The sequence below is a fragment of the Micromonospora taraxaci genome, assembly GCF_007830095.1.
Classification (GTDB): Bacteria; Actinomycetota; Actinomycetes; order Mycobacteriales; family Micromonosporaceae; genus Micromonospora; species Micromonospora taraxaci.
In genome coordinates, this window is record NZ_VIWZ01000001.1 from 1,144,793 (window position 1) to 1,158,719 (window position 13,927).

The following is a 13,927-nucleotide window of genomic DNA, read 5'->3' on the forward strand; positions in this document are numbered from 1 at the left end:
CGCGGAGCGGCGTCGGCCGCCGCCGCCACACGGGGGAGGGTGGAATGCGGGTGACGCGGCACAGACTGCGGATGAGCGTCGGTCTGCTGGTGACCGGGGCACTCGCACTGTCCGGATGCGATTCGTCGGCGCCGGAGGCGGTGTCGTCGCCGAGCGCGTCCCCCACCCCGTCGCGGACGTTCACTGCCGGCGCGGAGGGGGTCGGCGACGCCTACTTCCCGAGCTACGGCAACGGCGGGTACGACGTCGGGCGGTACACGGTCAAGGTGCGCTACGACCCGGCGAAGGACCGGCTGACCGGTACGACCACGGTGCAGGGCACCGCCACCGCCGACCTGTCCTCGTTCAACCTCGACCTGGCCGGCCTGACCGTCACCGCGGTCACCGTGGACGGCGCGGCGGCGACCCACACGCGCAAGCGGAACGAGCTGGTGATCACACCGGCCTCCGGTCTGATCAACGGCAACGGGTTCGTCGCCGAGGTCACCTACGAGGGTGTGCCGAAGCCGCTGAAGAACGAGATCCTCGGTGAGGGCGGTTTCCTGCACACCGCCGAGGGTGCGATCGCGCTGGGCCAGCCCGAGTCGGCCAGCACCTGGTTCCCGGTCAACGACCACCCCTCGGACAAGGCGGCGTACGACTTCGAGGTCACCGTCCCGGACGGCCTGACCGCCGTCAGCAACGGTGTCCCCGGTGGCAAGACCAGCGCGGACGGGTGGACCACCTGGAAGTGGTCGGAGAAGTCGCCGATGGCGAGTTACCTCAGCACGTTGGTGATCGGCAAGTTCCGGATCACCACCGGCGAGCACAAGGGCCGTCCGGTGTACAACGCGGTCGCCACCAACGTGGCGAAGGGCGCAGCGGACACGTCGATCGCGCAGACCGTCAAGGTGGCCGACTACCTGGAGAGTGTGTTCGGGCCGTACCCGTTCGACGCGTACGGCGGTGTGGTGGTCTCGGACAGCCGGATCTCGTACGCCCTGGAGACGCAGAGCCGGCCGGTCTACTCCGCCGGGTTCTTCCGGCAGGGCGAGAACACCGAGGTGGTCGCCCACGAGTTGGCGCACCAGTGGTTCGGTGACAGCGTCGCGATCGGCAAGTGGGAGGACATCTGGCTCAACGAGGGCTTCGCGACGTACGCGGAGTGGCTCTGGGCCGAGCACACCAAGGAATACACAGCCAAGCAGGCGTTCGACATCCGGTACACCGAGGTGCCCGCTCAGGTGTGGAAGACCCCGCCGGGCAAGCCGGGTGTGAAGCAGTTGTTCAGCGAGTCGGTCTACCAGCGTGGTGGCATGACCCTGCACGCCCTGCGGGTGGCAGTGGGCGACAAGGCGTTCTTCGAGATCGTCAAGACCTGGGCGGCGGAGAAGCGCAACGGCACCGCCACCACCGCCGAGTTCGTCGCCTTGGCCGAACGCGTCTCCGGCAAGAAACTGGGCCCGGTCTTCGACGCCTGGCTCTACGGCACGAAGAAGCCGGCCCAGCCCAAGCGCCTCTAAGGCCTGTTTCATAAGAACTGGCCGGCCTGCGGCGGGCCCGGACGACGCCCGGCGGCGTTGCGGTTTCGTCCGGATACAACACCGGTATCCGGACGAAACCGCGCCTTGCCGGATCGCCGCCCGGACTCCGCCTCGGCTCGACCGCCCTTATGAAACAGGCCTTAGACGTCAGTTCTTGACGACCAGGGTGGGGTGGGCTGCCAGGTAGGCGTCGGCGCGACCGGCACGGAGTTCGGTGATGAAGTCACGGCCGACCTTGGTGAGCTGCTCGCCACGGTAGGCGCTGCCCTTGCCGACACCGGCACCGGGCAGGCCCACCAGCACGAACTTGTTCTCCGGCACCCCGCTGAGGGCGTACGCGATGTCGACGATCCGCCGCCCACCCACGTAGATCAGCGTGTCTCCCAGTGCGGCGACCACCTGGTCGACCCGCTCCGGTTGGCGGGCCAGGTTCTCGTCCAGGATCTTGCGGGTGAGTGCCTTGATCAGTTGCTGCTGGTGGCGCTGCCGGGCGTAGTCGCCGCCGGTGATGTAGCGCTGCCGCGCGTAGTCGAGCGCCTGCCAGCCGTTGAGGTGCTGCTCGCCCTTCTCGTAGACCTGCTGCGGCCCGGTGTAGCCGCCCGGCGCGCTCTCTCGGTACTTGCCGTCCGGTCGGCGGTGCAGCGACTCGACCCGCTGGTCGACGTAGATGTCGACTCCGCCGAGTGCGTTGACCAGCCGGTCGAACCCGTTGAAGGTGAGCACCGCGCCGGCGTCAATGCGCAGCCCCGTGTACCCGCTGACAGTGCTGCGCAGCAGCTCGTACCCCTGGGCCGTGCTCGGCTGCTTGGGTTTGCCCGGCACCCGGCTGCCGAAGCTCATCGCGTGGGTGAGCTTGGTCTTGCCGCCCTTGTAGCCGGCCTTCGGGAACGCCGGGATGTCCACCAGCAGGTCGCGGGGGAGCGAGAAGAGGTACGCCTGACCCAACCCCTTCGGCACGTGCAGCACCAGCACGGCGTCCGAGTGCGGTTCCCACCCGGGCACGCTGACCCGGGTGTCCACACCGACCAGCAGCAGGTTGAGCGGGCCGGTGATGTCCGCGCCCGGCGGTGGGCCGCTGGGGCTCGGGGTGGGCGTGCCGATCGGCGACGGGGTCGGCGAGCCGGCAACCGGGCCGCCGCCCGGCTTGCTGTCACCGGTCAGCCGGGTGATCACCACCGCGCCGGCCGCGATCAGCGCGACGGCGGCGAGGGCCGTCAAGCCCAGCAGCAGCCACCGTCGGCGCGGCGCCATCGACCCGAGGATCATCTTGGATTCCTTCCACCCGTCTGGTGAACAACGCTCCGACGGGTGCTCCGGGTTGCGGCCGGGAGGCGCCGGGTCGGTCGGCCGGAGCATGATCGCGCGAAAACTGCCGCTGGCGCGAGCGCTACTCGCGAGTAATGATGCGTCCATGCGGTACGACGTGCTCGTCATCGGGTCCGGCTTCGGCGGCGCCGTCACCGCGCTCCGACTGGCCGAGAAGGGTTACTCGGTCGCCGTGCTGGAAGCCGGCCGTCGCTTCACCGACGACGAGTTCCCGCAGACGTCCTGGCGGGCCCGCCGGTTCCTCTGGGCGCCGAAGTTGGGCTGCTACGGCATCCAGCGGCTCACCCTGCTCCGCCCGGCCCGTCGAGGTGCCGGCAGCGGGGTGCTGGTCCTCTCCGGCGCCGGGGTGGGCGGTGGTTCGCTGGTCTACGCGAACACCCTCTACGAACCGTTGCCCGCCTTCTACGTCGACAGGCAGTGGCGCGACATCACCGACTGGCGGGACGAGTTGGCCCGCCACTACGACCAGGCCAAACGCATGCTCGGTGTCACCACGTACCCGCTGGACACCGGCGCGGACCGCGCCATGCGGGCGGTGGCCGAGCGGATGGGGGTGGGGCACACCTTCCACGCCACCCCGGTCGGCGTGCACATCGGCCGCCCCGGCCAGCGGGTCGCCGACCCGTACTTCGGTGGTGCCGGCCCGGAGCGCACCGGCTGCCTGCACTGCGGCTCGTGCATGACCGGGTGCCGGCACGGCGCGAAGAACACGCTGGTCAAGAACTACCTGTGGCTCGCCGAACGGCTCGGGGTCACGGTGCTGCCGCTGACCACTGTGACCGCCGTCCGTCCGACCGCCGACGGCGGGTACGACGTACACGCCGAACGCACCGGCGCGTGGCTGCGCAAGCGGCGGCAGGTCATCCACGCTGACCAGGTGGTGTTCGCGGCCGGTGCGCTCGGCACCCAACGACTGCTGCACGCGATGAGGGCCGACGACGTGCTGCCTCGGCTCTCACCCCGCCTCGGCGAACTGACCCGGACCAACTCGGAGGCGATCCTGGGCGCCTCGGTGCCCCGCCGACGGGCCCGGTCCGAGCAAACGGACTACACCGAGGGGGTGGCCATCACCAGTTCCTTCCACCCGGACCCGCAGACCCACGTCGAGCCGGTCCGTTACGGGCGTGGCTCCAACGCGATGGGCCTGCTCCAGTCGCTGCTGGTCGACGGGGGTCCACACCGGGTGCGGCGGTGGCTGGGCAGCATCGTGCGGCAACCCAGGCTGGCCGCCCGGATGCTGTCGGTCCGTGGTTGGTCGGAACGGACGGTGATCGCCCTGGTGATGCAGTCGGTGGACAACTCGCTGACCACTCGGTGGCGGCGCGGCGTTTTCGGCCGTCGACTGGTCACCGGCCCGGGGCACGGCACCCCCAACCCCACCTGGATCCCGGCCGGCAACGCCGCCACCCGACTGCTCGCCGAGGAGATCGGTGGCACTCCGGGCGGCTCGCTCACCGAGCCGTTCGACATCCCGATCACCGCGCACATCCTGGGCGGGGCGGTCATCGGAGCGACACCGGCCGACGGGGTGATCGACCCCTGGCACCGGGTGTACGGGCACCCCGGGCTGCACGTCGTCGACGGCGCGGCGGTCTCGGCCAACCTCGGCGTGAACCCGTCCCTGACGATCACCGCCCAGGCGGAACGGGCGATGTCCTTCTGGCCCAACAAGGGCGAGGAGGACCCCCGCCCGCCGCTCGGGTCCGCGTACCGCCGGCTGGCACCCGTACCCCCCGACCAGCCGGCGGTGCCGGCGGACGCCCCGGGCGCGCTCCGTCAGTAAGTCAGGCCGACGCCGCAGGGCGAGCCGGTGCCGGGCACGGCCGTGACTGTCGGTAGGCTTTGTGCACATGAGCCTGCCTCGCCCTGTCCTCGTGGTGGACTTCGGAGCCCAGTACGCCCAGCTCATCGCCCGCCGGGTCCGTGAGGCGAAGGTCTACTCCGAGATCGTGCCGCACTCGATGCCGATCGCCGAGATGCTGGCGAAGAACCCCGCCGCGATCATCCTCTCCGGTGGCCCGTCCAGCGTCTACGCGCCGGACGCGCCGCAGATCGACGCGGGCGTGTTCAGCGCCGACGTGCCGGTCTTCGGCATCTGCTACGGCTTCCAGGCGATGGCCCAGGCGCTCGGCGGCACCGTGGCGAAGACCGGTAACCGCGAGTACGGCGGTACGCCGCTGCGCCCCCGACTCCTCGATCCCGGTGTGCTGCTGCGCGACCTGCCCGCCGACCTGCCGGTGTGGATGAGCCACGGCGACGCCGTCACCGAGGCCCCCGAGGGCTTCACCGTCACCGCCGAGTCGGCGGGCGCGCCGGTGGCCGCGTTCGAGGACCTGGCCGGGCGGCGTGCCGGCGTGCAGTTCCACCCGGAGGTCGGGCACACCGCGCACGGCCAGGAGATGTTGACCCGTTTCCTCTACGACATCGCCGGCATCGAGCCGACCTGGACGCCCGAGAACATCATCGACGAGCAGGTTGCCCGGATCCGCGCCCAGGTCGGCGACAAGGAGGTCATCTGCGGCCTGTCCGGTGGGGTGGACTCGGCGGTCGCCGCGGCGCTCGTGCACGAGGCGGTCGGTGACCAGCTCACCTGCGTCTTCGTCGACCACGGTCTGCTGCGCGCCGGCGAGGCCGAGCAGGTGGAGAAGGACTACGTGGCCGCCACCGGCATCAAGCTGAAGGTGGTCGACGCCGCCGACCGGTTCCTCGGCGCGCTGGCCGGGGTGACCGACCCGGAGCAGAAGCGCAAGATCATCGGTCGGGAGTTCATCCGGGTCTTCGAGGCCGCCGCCCGCGAGATCGCCTCGCACGGCGACGTGGAGTTCCTCGTCCAGGGCACGCTCTACCCCGACGTCGTGGAGTCCGGCGGCGGCACCGGCACCGCCAACATCAAGAGCCACCACAACGTCGGCGGTCTGCCGGAGGACCTGAAGTTCGCCCTGGTCGAGCCGCTGCGCACGCTCTTCAAGGACGAGGTCCGGGCGCTCGGCCTGCAACTGGGCCTGCCCGAGGCGATGGTCTGGCGGCACCCGTTCCCGGGCCCCGGCCTGGCCATCCGGATCATCGGCGCGGTCGACCAGCAGCGCCTCGACCTGCTCCGCGAGGCCGACCTGATCGCCCGCGAGGAGCTGACCGCCGCCGGCCTGGACCGGGGCGTCTGGCAGTTCCCGGTGGTGCTGCTCGCCGACGTTCGCAGCGTCGGTGTCCAGGGAGACGGGCGCAGCTACGGGCATCCCGTGGTGCTGCGCCCGGTCTCCAGCGAGGACGCGATGACTGCCGACTGGTCCCGACTGCCCTACGAGGTGGTGGCCCGGATCTCCACCCGGATCACCAACGAGGTCGCCGAGGTGAACCGGGTGGTCCTGGACGTGACCAGCAAGCCGCCGGGCACCATCGAGTGGGAGTGAGCGCCGGTCAGGCGGCCGGCGGCGGGTCCGACGGGGTCGTCGGCGGGTAGGGCGGCGTCGGGGCGTACCCCGGCTGTGGTCCGCCGGGCGCGGGCCCGGCGGTGGGCGGTGGGCCTGTCTGCGGCGCGACGCCCGCCGGGTGCGGCCAGGCCGGCGCGCCGGTGGGCTCCTCCGGCATCAGGAACCACATGATCGGGTACGCGAACAGCGCGAGCCCGCCGGTGAGCAGGCCGGTGACCGCGAAGGCCACCCGGACGAGTGTGGGGTCGACGGCAAAGTAGCGGCCGACGCCACTGGCGACCCCCGCGACCATGCGGTCGGTGGTGGGGCGCCGGAGCTGCTTGTACGGGGCGTGGGGAGCGGCGGTGGATGTCATACCCCCACGGTCCGCGTTGCCGCCCGGCTCGCCCTCGGTGACCGCCCGGATCCTTACCCTGACCGATCCCTGAGCGGGGTCCGACAGTCAGGAATCTGACTCTTTTCCGTTCCGGTAACCCGGCCCGGGGAGAATTTGCTCCCGTGACCACCATGCTCGAGCCGCTCCGCAGGATCGCGGCATACGCAGTTTGTGCTGATTCAAGAGGCCGAGTTCTGCTGGTCCGCGCATCGGAGCGCTCCGGCACCCCCGGCACATGGTCGCTGCCCGGCGGGGCGGTCGACCACGGCGAGGACCCGAACCACACAGTCGTCCGCGAAACCGCCGCCGAGACCGGCCTGTCGGTCGCCGTCTCCGGCCTGGCCGACGTGCTCGCCGACATGCGGGCGCTGCCCGATCGGGGCATCACGATCCACACCGACCGGCTGATCTACCGGGTGGCGGTACGCGGCGGCACCCTGGCCGACCGGGTCGGCGAGCGACCCACCGACCTGGCCCGCTGGTACACCCTCGACGAGGCGCGCAAGCTGCCGCTGCGCTCGTTCACCGCACGTGCCCTCGGGCTGCCCGCCTCCTCGGCCGACGTGGTGCCGGACGAGGCGCCCGAGTTCCCCTCCTTCTACGCGGTCCCCGGCCCGGACGGGCTGCACCGGGCGCAACGCTTCGCCGCGTACGCGGTCTGCACCGACCCGGCCGGGCGGGTGCTGCTCACCCGGGTCTCCGACGGTTACCCCGGTGCGGGCTGCTGGCATCTGCCCGGCGGCGGCACCGACTACGGCGAGCAGCCCGGCGCGGCCCTCATCCGGGAGTTGGTCGAGGAGACCGGGCAGACCGGCCGCCTGGTCGAGCTGCTCGGAGTGGCCAGCCACCGCGACGCCGCCTCGCTCGGCCCCGAGGGCTACCCGATCGACTGGCACGGCGTACGCGCCTTCTACCGCGTCGTCGTCGACAAGCCCAACCCGTTGACGGTGGCCGACGTCGGCGGTTCCACCTGCGAAGCCCGCTGGTTCGGCCGCGAGGAGTTGGGCGCCCTCCCCACCGACCGCTTAACCGAGGTAACCGCCGAGGCGGTCCAAGCAGCCCAACTAACCTGACCCCCCCCGGCCCCCGCCCATCCCGCCTTCCCCGTTGATCATGAAGTTATTGTCAGGACACGCCGAGATGGACGGCGATAACTTCATGATCGACGGGCTTGGACGACGGAGCGGGTGGGGGCGGGGTTGTGCGGCGGGTCGGGGTTTACGGGGTCTTGTGGGATTCGGACCGGGTTTTGGTGGTTCGGGACGGGCCGGATGGTGAGTTTCCCGGGGCTTGGCGGCTGCCGGGTGGTGCTGTCGCGCACGCCGAGCACCCCGAGCGCGCTGTCGTCCGGACCGTCGGCGAGCAGACCGGGCTGACCGTCACTGCGGGTCAGCTACGTAGGGTGACCGCGGATGTGACCGACTGTCCGGATGGTGTCGCAACACACACCGACCGGTTGACGTTCGATCTCACGGGGCGCGACGGTGCGGCACGCGACGGCCGGGACGGCTCGGTCGACCAGGTTCGCTGGCTCACCCCGGGCGAGTTGACGCGGTTGACGCTGACACCATTCACCTCCGAGGTGCTCGGCCTGCCGGTCACTCCACTGCCGCCCGGAACGCACCGGCCGCAGGAACACCTCCCGCCGCCGCACCCCGACCGGCGACTGCGTTTCGGCGCGTACGGGCTGGTCACCGACCCGGCCGGACGGATCCTGCTCACCCAGATCGCGGACGGCTATCCGGGTGCCGGCCTGTGGCACCTGCCCGGTGGGGGCACCGATCACGGTGAGCAGCCGACGACCGGCCTGCTCCGGGAGTTGGTCGAGGAGGGTGGCCAGGTCGGCCGGGTGGTGGAACTCCTCGGGGTGGACAACCTGCACAACCCGGCCGCGCTCGGCCCCGAGGGCCGTCCGTTGGACTGGCACGGCGTACGGGTGATCTATCGGGTGCTGGTGGACGTACCCACCGATGCGGTGGTCACCGAATCCGCCGGAGGTTCGACAGCGAGGGCTGGCTGGTTCACCCGCGCCCAAGCCGCTGACCTGCCGTTGAGCGACATCGCTGCCTCGGCAATCGGACAGAGTGGCCGATAGCACGCCGCTCACTGAGCCGAGATGGTGACCCTCCGGTACAGTCAAAGGCGGGAATGGTGGAGGAAACGGGCGATGAAGCCCGGGATGGGAACAAGCGGGCGGTTCGAGCGGTTTAAGCCAGATATAAGTACCGCCGGCAGCTATCGCCAAGCCATGTTCCCCTATGCGATGGTGTACTCCGCAAAACGGCTGCCGGGCCACGCAAGGTCCGGCACGAGACAGCCGGACACCCGCCACACGGCGGTCAGCCGATCCGGTGATGGAGGAAACGTGCCGAGAGCCCCATGGCGCCGGCGTCGTACTACTGACAGTCCGCGCCCCGCTGGGCGTCGCTGGGCGGGCCCGTTGCGCCGCAGCAGCACGTTCGCCCGCCAGGTGCTGCTGGTCCGGGTCGGTCGCCGGGACAGCGACCTGCTCCCGACCGACGTGACGTCGCCCGAGCACCGGTACGCCGACCGGCAGCGTCGCCGCTACGGCCTGGACCGGCTCAGCCGGCCGGCCGGGAGCATCGGTCGGGCGGAGATCGAAGCGGTCATGCCGGTCAGCCCGGCCATGCCGCCGATGGCGCACGCCGACGAGGCCTCGGCCAGCTCGATCCCGCTGCTACCGGGCGAGCGCACCATCGCCCGGCGGATGAAGTTCGGCCTGGTCAACGCCTGCACCCTGGCCAGCCTGATGCTCGGCATGCTGGCCATCTTCCTGGCAATGCAGGGTGAGGTCCGCGTCGCCGCGCTCTGCCTGATCGCCTGCGTCGCCTTCGACGGTCTGGACGGCGCACTGGCCCGCCGACTCGGCGTGGCCAGCCCGTTCGGGGCGCAGATGGACTCCCTGGCCGACATGTGCTCGTTCGGTCTCGCCGCACCGGTCGTGGTCTACGCCTCGCTCGCCGGCTCCGTCTCCACCGCGGCGGCGGCGGTGGCCTGCGCGCTCGTCGCGGCGTGTGCCGCGATTCGACTGGCCCGCTTCAACGTCTCACCGAAGGACGGCAGGTTCTTCTGCGGCGTACCCACCACAATGGCGGCGGCGGTGCTCGCCGTGACAGTGGCGATCGGCCTGCCGGTGCCCGGCGCCGTGCTTGTCGCCGGCGTGGCGCTGCTGGCCTTCGCGATGGTGTCGAGCTTCCCGTACGCCAAGCTCGCCCGCCTGGTGAAGCTACCCCCGTGGCTCTGGCTGGCCCCGGTGATCGGCGCGCTGATCGACATCCGGATCACGTTCGCCCTGATCGTGGTGGGTTACCTGGTCAGCGGGCCGGTGCTCTGGCTGCGGCAGCGCCGCACCGCCTGACCACAGCAAACGAAACGGGGCGCCGCTGGCCAGCGGCGCCCCGTTTCGCGTTCGTCTGTCAGCGCCAGCGGGCGATGACCGTAGACCCGCCGACGACCTTGTCGCCCGGACCCACCAGCGGGTCCGCAGCCTCGGCCGGGAGGTAGACGTCCGTCCGTGAGCCGAACCTGATCAGACCGAAGCGCTCGCCCTTGGCCAGCAGCGCGCCGATCGGCGCGCGCTGCACGATCCGGCGGGCGATCAGCCCGGTCCGCTGCGCGACCACCACCGTGCCACGAGCGGTGTCCAGCACGGTGTACGCCGCCACGTTGTGTTCGGCGTCCGGCTTCATCGCGTTGACGAACCCGCCGTCGGCGACGAAGTAGTCCACCACCTTGCCGGCGACCGGGGACCGGTTGACGTGCACGTCCAGCACCGACAGGAAGACTGCGACCCGGAGCCACTCGCCGTCGCCGAAACGCTCGTCGTGCAGTCGCTGCACCGACAGGACCTTGCCGTCGGCGCTGGCGACCACTGCGGACGGGTCCTCCGGCACGTCCCGTTCGGGGTCGCGGAAGAACGCGGCGACCGGCCCGGCGGCCAGCGCCGGCAGCAGCCACACCTTGGACGACGGACGCGCCACCCGGGCCAGCGCTGCGAGGCCCAGCGCGATGCCCGCCGCGGCCACGCCGTTGGAGTCGATGTGCATGCCGCGGGTCAGCGGCACACTCGACGGGCGGTGCGCGGGGGCCAGCCGGTCGGCCGAGGCCGGGCTGGCCGGGGTGAACCGCAGTCGGTAGACCCGCACCGGCGGCGAGTTGCGCAACACCAGGTCAGCGCCGACACCGTAGAGCGCGTCCTGTCGAGCCAACTCGGCTGCCGCCCCGGTGGTCCGGCCGGGCGTGGCGACGGTCGCCACGCTGAGTACCGCACCGTCGGAGAGGTACTTGGCCAGCCCTTCGATGCCGCCGCGGGTCTCCTCGGCAGAGCCGGCGAACACCGCCCCGGCGATGACGACCCCGGCGGGCTCGGCCTCGGCCAGCGAGTCGACGACACTCACCCGGTCGGCAACCCAGCGGCCCTGGGCGGTGACGTGCTCGCGGAGCGCGGCAGCGCCGAGCGGTTCGACGGGCACCACGGTGAGCCGGTCACCGGGGAGCAGCGCCTCGATCGCCGCGGCCAGCACCGCGGACTCCGGGCCCGCCCCGACCAGCAGGGCGGTCTTGGGGTCGTTGATCCGGGCCAGCTCGGTGACGAGCGTACGGGCGGCTCGCTCGCCGATGCGGATCGGACCGGACCGGCCGGTGATACGCACGGCGGGGGACTGGGTCATGTCGGGCGGGCTCCTGACGGGGGTAGAGACGGGAATCGCGGCGGGGCCGCCATGGCGGGACGGGCCGGCCGGCGGAGGGCGAGATCTCCACCGGCCAGCATATGCGCCCGTTCGCGCCAACCGCACCGCCGTAGCGGTGGAGTGGGCCTCCGCCAGCCGAGGCCGGGCTCAGGCCTTCCCGCTTCGGCCCTCCCGTTCGTCGCCCGCCGGGTCGCCGACGGCCTCGATCGGGTGATCCAATCGGGTCGGCTCGTCTCCCTCGACGGGGGCCGGTCCGTTGCCGAGGCCGACGGTCGGCTCCTCGTGTCGGTCGTCAGGCTGGCCGGGAATCGGGGACGTCTGCGGCTCCGACGGCGGATGAGCCAACCAGGCCGGGTGGATCACCTCGGCTGTCGGCGCCTCCGGTGTCGTTGCCGAAGGGGGAGCGTCCGAGGTGGACCGTTCGGCTTCCCAGACCGGCAGAGCCGCGCCGGAGGTCGGCACTGCGGCTCCGGAAACGGGTGCTTCGGCGCCGGAGACCGGTGCGGTCGCGCCGGAGACCGGTGCGGCGGCCTCGGCGGCCTCGGCGGTCGCCTCCGCTTGCGGCGACCGACCCGAGCGCAGCGCGCCCACCAGCCCGAAGACGCCAATCAGAATGAGTGCGCTGGCCAGGAACCAGCCCACCGCCGGCAGGGCGAGCCCGAGCAGTTGAGCGAGCAGCCACCAGCCGGACAGCGCCAGGAACACGAGCCCGAAGGCGAACGACACTAGATCCGTACGGTGAGCCTTCACCGGGTCACCTCCAGGTTGCCGGCATTGACGTGGACGTAGAGGCGCAGGGTCCCGCCGCCGGGCCCGTCAGCGCCGACATCGGTGAACTCCCGCAGACGGCCGTCCAACCCACCGGACCGGTTGCCGAAGATGTTGGCATCGCCCGCGTTGACGTCGGCCACCGTGGTGACGTCGACGTTCGGCGGTACGACGACCGTGGCCTTGCCGAAGTTGATGGCGACGGTGACCTGGCTGTCCCGCTTCGCGAAGTCGATACCGCGCAGGTCGAGCACCGCGTCACCGAAGCTGTTCTCGTACCGGTCGGCGAGGTCGCGATAGTCGGTGGGCGCCCAGGTCACCGCACCGTCGACCCCGCGGATCCGGTCGTAGGACTCGGCGACCGTCGCCGTGCCCAGCGCCGCGGCGGTCACCAGGCCGAGCGCGATGAGCCAACGGGCCCGCCCGAACCAGGTGCCGACGAGCAGCCCCAGCGCGATGGTGGCCAACGCCGCCGCGAAGTACGCCGAGGCGCTGATGGCGAAGACGTCCAGCAGATCGAGCAGGGCGACCATACCGAGGACCAGGAAGATCAGAGAGAAGGTCACCGCGCCCAGTGGCGAACGCTCCTTCGGGCGCTTCGGCGGCTTCGATGGCTTGGGTGGCGGAGCCGGCGTCGGGCTCGGCGACGCGTACGGGCCGTGCGGCGCGAACGGCTGGCGGTAGGCCGACGGCGGTGTGGCGGTCGGGTAGCCGGACGGAGCAGTGGGTGCCCCGGTCACCGGTGCCGACGGCCAGCCGACGCTGGGTGCGGCGGTGCTCGGCCAACCCGTTGTCGGTGCCGGCCAGCCGGGCTGGACAGCCGTCGTGCCGCCCGGCTGCCCGGACACCGGGCCCACGCCGGACACCGGCTGCCCGGTGGTGGGCGGCTGCGGACCACCGGTCGGCGGTACGTCGTACGCCACGGTGGGTGTCCCTCCGGTCGTCGCGGTGGCGTAGGCGGGGTCGCCGCTCGCCCCCGGCGCTGCTGTCGTGGTGATCGGGCCGGTCGACGGGACCGCGCCGGTCGACGGTGCCGGCCAGGTCACCGGTGGGACCGGACCCGGTGGGGTGCCGGTCGGTGCGGCTGGCATCGGCCCGCCGGGGGTGCCGGCCGGTGGGTTGCGGCTGTCCCGGTTGAGCAGTAGCGCGCCGGCGACCAGGATGGCCGCGCCGAGCAGCACCGCCCGGAAGGCGTCGGTGACGATGTAACCGAAGCTGGCCGCGACCAGGATGCCGAGGATGATCACGGTCACCGGCGACATGCTGGAACGGCCGCGCCCGAGCATCGACTCGATCGGGGACGCGGTGTCGCCCTCGTTCGGGATGATCAGCCAGGCAGCGACGTACACCAGGATGCCGATGCCCCCGAAGAAGCCGAGCACCGCGAGCAACACCCGCCACAGCACCGGGTCGGTGTTGGTGGCCCGTCCGATCGCCGCGCAGACACCGGCGAGATACCGCCCCTCGCGCGGCCGGACCAACCCGTACCGGGAGGTGAAGCCGGTGCCGCCCAGTGGCGGTGGCGACGCGGACGGGCCGTGGCCGCCGCCCGGACCGGGCGGTGCGCCGGGAGGCCCGTAACCGGTGCCGCCCGCGAACTGTGGGCCGTGGCCCCCGCCGGTGGTCGACTGGTGGCCGTACGGATCGGTAGGCGCGGCGCCCGGGTGCGGGCCGGGCGTGCTGGGTTGGGTCCAGGCGCCGGGCGTCGCGGCCGGTGAGGGCGGTGACGAGCCCTCCGGCGGTGCCGACCCCGGGCGGGGTGGCGGGGCAGCTTCCTCGGTCATGCTTCGATCC

General features: G+C 71.8%; 10 protein-coding genes and 1 pseudogene. 6 read left to right on the forward strand and 5 right to left on the reverse strand.

Features of this window, described 5'->3' with window-relative positions:
* The first annotated feature begins 44 nt into the window (after positions 1-44).
* Positions 45-1,502: a M1 family metallopeptidase gene (locus FHU34_RS05485; RefSeq protein WP_145778971.1), complete on the forward strand. Its 1,458-nt coding sequence runs from the start codon at positions 45-47 to the stop codon at positions 1,500-1,502.
* A gap of 168 nt (positions 1,503-1,670) precedes the next feature.
* On the opposite strand, the gene FHU34_RS05490 is transcribed toward FHU34_RS05485, so the two are convergent.
* Positions 1,671-2,789 carry an LCP family protein gene (locus FHU34_RS05490; RefSeq protein ID WP_145778972.1) on the reverse strand — a complete coding sequence of 373 codons (1,119 nt, stop codon included), beginning with the start codon at positions 2,787-2,789 and terminating at the stop codon, positions 1,671-1,673.
* Between the two features lie 145 nt (positions 2,790-2,934).
* Between FHU34_RS05490 and FHU34_RS05495 the strand changes: the two genes are divergently transcribed.
* Together FHU34_RS05495 and guaA are read left to right on the forward strand one after the other, a co-directional pair.
* A complete protein-coding gene (locus FHU34_RS05495) occupies positions 2,935-4,632 on the forward strand; it encodes an FAD-dependent oxidoreductase (RefSeq protein WP_145778973.1) in 1,698 nt (565 codons plus the stop codon).
* A gap of 67 nt (positions 4,633-4,699) precedes the next feature.
* The gene (gene guaA / locus FHU34_RS05500; protein WP_145778974.1) at positions 4,700-6,256 is read left to right on the forward strand and encodes a glutamine-hydrolyzing GMP synthase; all 1,557 of its coding nucleotides are present in this window, start codon (positions 4,700-4,702) and stop codon (positions 6,254-6,256) included.
* 7 nt (positions 6,257-6,263) lie between these two features.
* Here the strand turns inward: guaA and FHU34_RS05505 are convergent, their stop codons facing one another.
* The gene (locus tag FHU34_RS05505; RefSeq protein ID WP_145778975.1) at positions 6,264-6,632 is read right to left on the reverse strand and encodes a PspC domain-containing protein; all 369 of its coding nucleotides are present in this window, start codon (positions 6,630-6,632) and stop codon (positions 6,264-6,266) included.
* A 143-nt stretch (positions 6,633-6,775) separates the two neighbouring features.
* Between FHU34_RS05505 and FHU34_RS05510 the strand changes: the two genes are divergently transcribed.
* The 3 genes from FHU34_RS05510 to FHU34_RS05520 all read left to right on the forward strand — a co-directional run bounded on the left by FHU34_RS05510 (position 6,776) and on the right by FHU34_RS05520 (position 10,032).
* Positions 6,776-7,726, forward strand: a complete 951-nt coding sequence (locus FHU34_RS05510) for an NUDIX hydrolase (RefSeq protein ID WP_145778976.1) — start codon at positions 6,776-6,778, stop codon at positions 7,724-7,726.
* Positions 7,727-7,854: 128 nt separating this feature from the next.
* Positions 7,855-8,748 carry an NUDIX hydrolase gene (locus FHU34_RS05515; RefSeq protein WP_425280563.1) on the forward strand — a complete coding sequence of 298 codons (894 nt, stop codon included), beginning with the start codon at positions 7,855-7,857 and terminating at the stop codon, positions 8,746-8,748.
* A gap of 345 nt (positions 8,749-9,093) precedes the next feature.
* Positions 9,094-10,032, forward strand: coding sequence for a CDP-alcohol phosphatidyltransferase family protein (locus FHU34_RS05520; RefSeq protein WP_145778978.1), 939 nt, complete (start codon positions 9,094-9,096; stop codon positions 10,030-10,032).
* Positions 10,033-10,090: 58 nt separating this feature from the next.
* Here FHU34_RS05520 and FHU34_RS05525 read toward each other — a convergent pair whose 3' ends face one another.
* The 3 genes and pseudogenes from FHU34_RS05525 to FHU34_RS05535 form a co-directional block, all read right to left on the reverse strand.
* Positions 10,091-11,344: a phosphatidylserine decarboxylase gene (locus FHU34_RS05525; protein WP_145778979.1), complete on the reverse strand. Its 1,254-nt coding sequence runs from the start codon at positions 11,342-11,344 to the stop codon at positions 10,091-10,093.
* Positions 11,345-11,875: 531 nt separating this feature from the next.
* Positions 11,876-12,115: pseudogene (locus tag FHU34_RS05530) on the reverse strand (hypothetical protein); the annotation flags it as partial.
* Positions 12,112-13,917 (reverse strand): PspC domain-containing protein, encoded by a 1,806-nt coding sequence (locus FHU34_RS05535; RefSeq protein ID WP_244311558.1) that lies wholly within the window; start codon positions 13,915-13,917, stop codon positions 12,112-12,114. The gene FHU34_RS05535 and the pseudogene FHU34_RS05530, both read right to left, overlap by 4 nt.
* Between the last annotated feature and the right edge of the window lie 10 nt (positions 13,918-13,927).

Coding starts and splice junctions, on each gene's coding strand:
- FHU34_RS05485 (WP_145778971.1), top strand. CDS start 45: ATGCGGGTGACGCGGCACAGACTGCGGATGAGCGTCGGTCTGCTGGTG.
- FHU34_RS05490 (WP_145778972.1), bottom strand. CDS start 2,789: ATGATCCTCGGGTCGATGGCGCCGCGCCGACGGTGGCTGCTGCTGGGC.
- FHU34_RS05495 (WP_145778973.1), top strand. CDS start 2,935: ATGCGGTACGACGTGCTCGTCATCGGGTCCGGCTTCGGCGGCGCCGTC.
- guaA (WP_145778974.1), top strand. CDS start 4,700: ATGAGCCTGCCTCGCCCTGTCCTCGTGGTGGACTTCGGAGCCCAGTAC.
- FHU34_RS05505 (WP_145778975.1), bottom strand. CDS start 6,632: ATGACATCCACCGCCGCTCCCCACGCCCCGTACAAGCAGCTCCGGCGC.
- FHU34_RS05525 (WP_145778979.1), bottom strand. CDS start 11,344: ATGACCCAGTCCCCCGCCGTGCGTATCACCGGCCGGTCCGGTCCGATC.
- FHU34_RS05535 (WP_244311558.1), bottom strand. CDS start 13,917: ATGACCGAGGAAGCTGCCCCGCCACCCCGCCCGGGGTCGGCACCGCCG.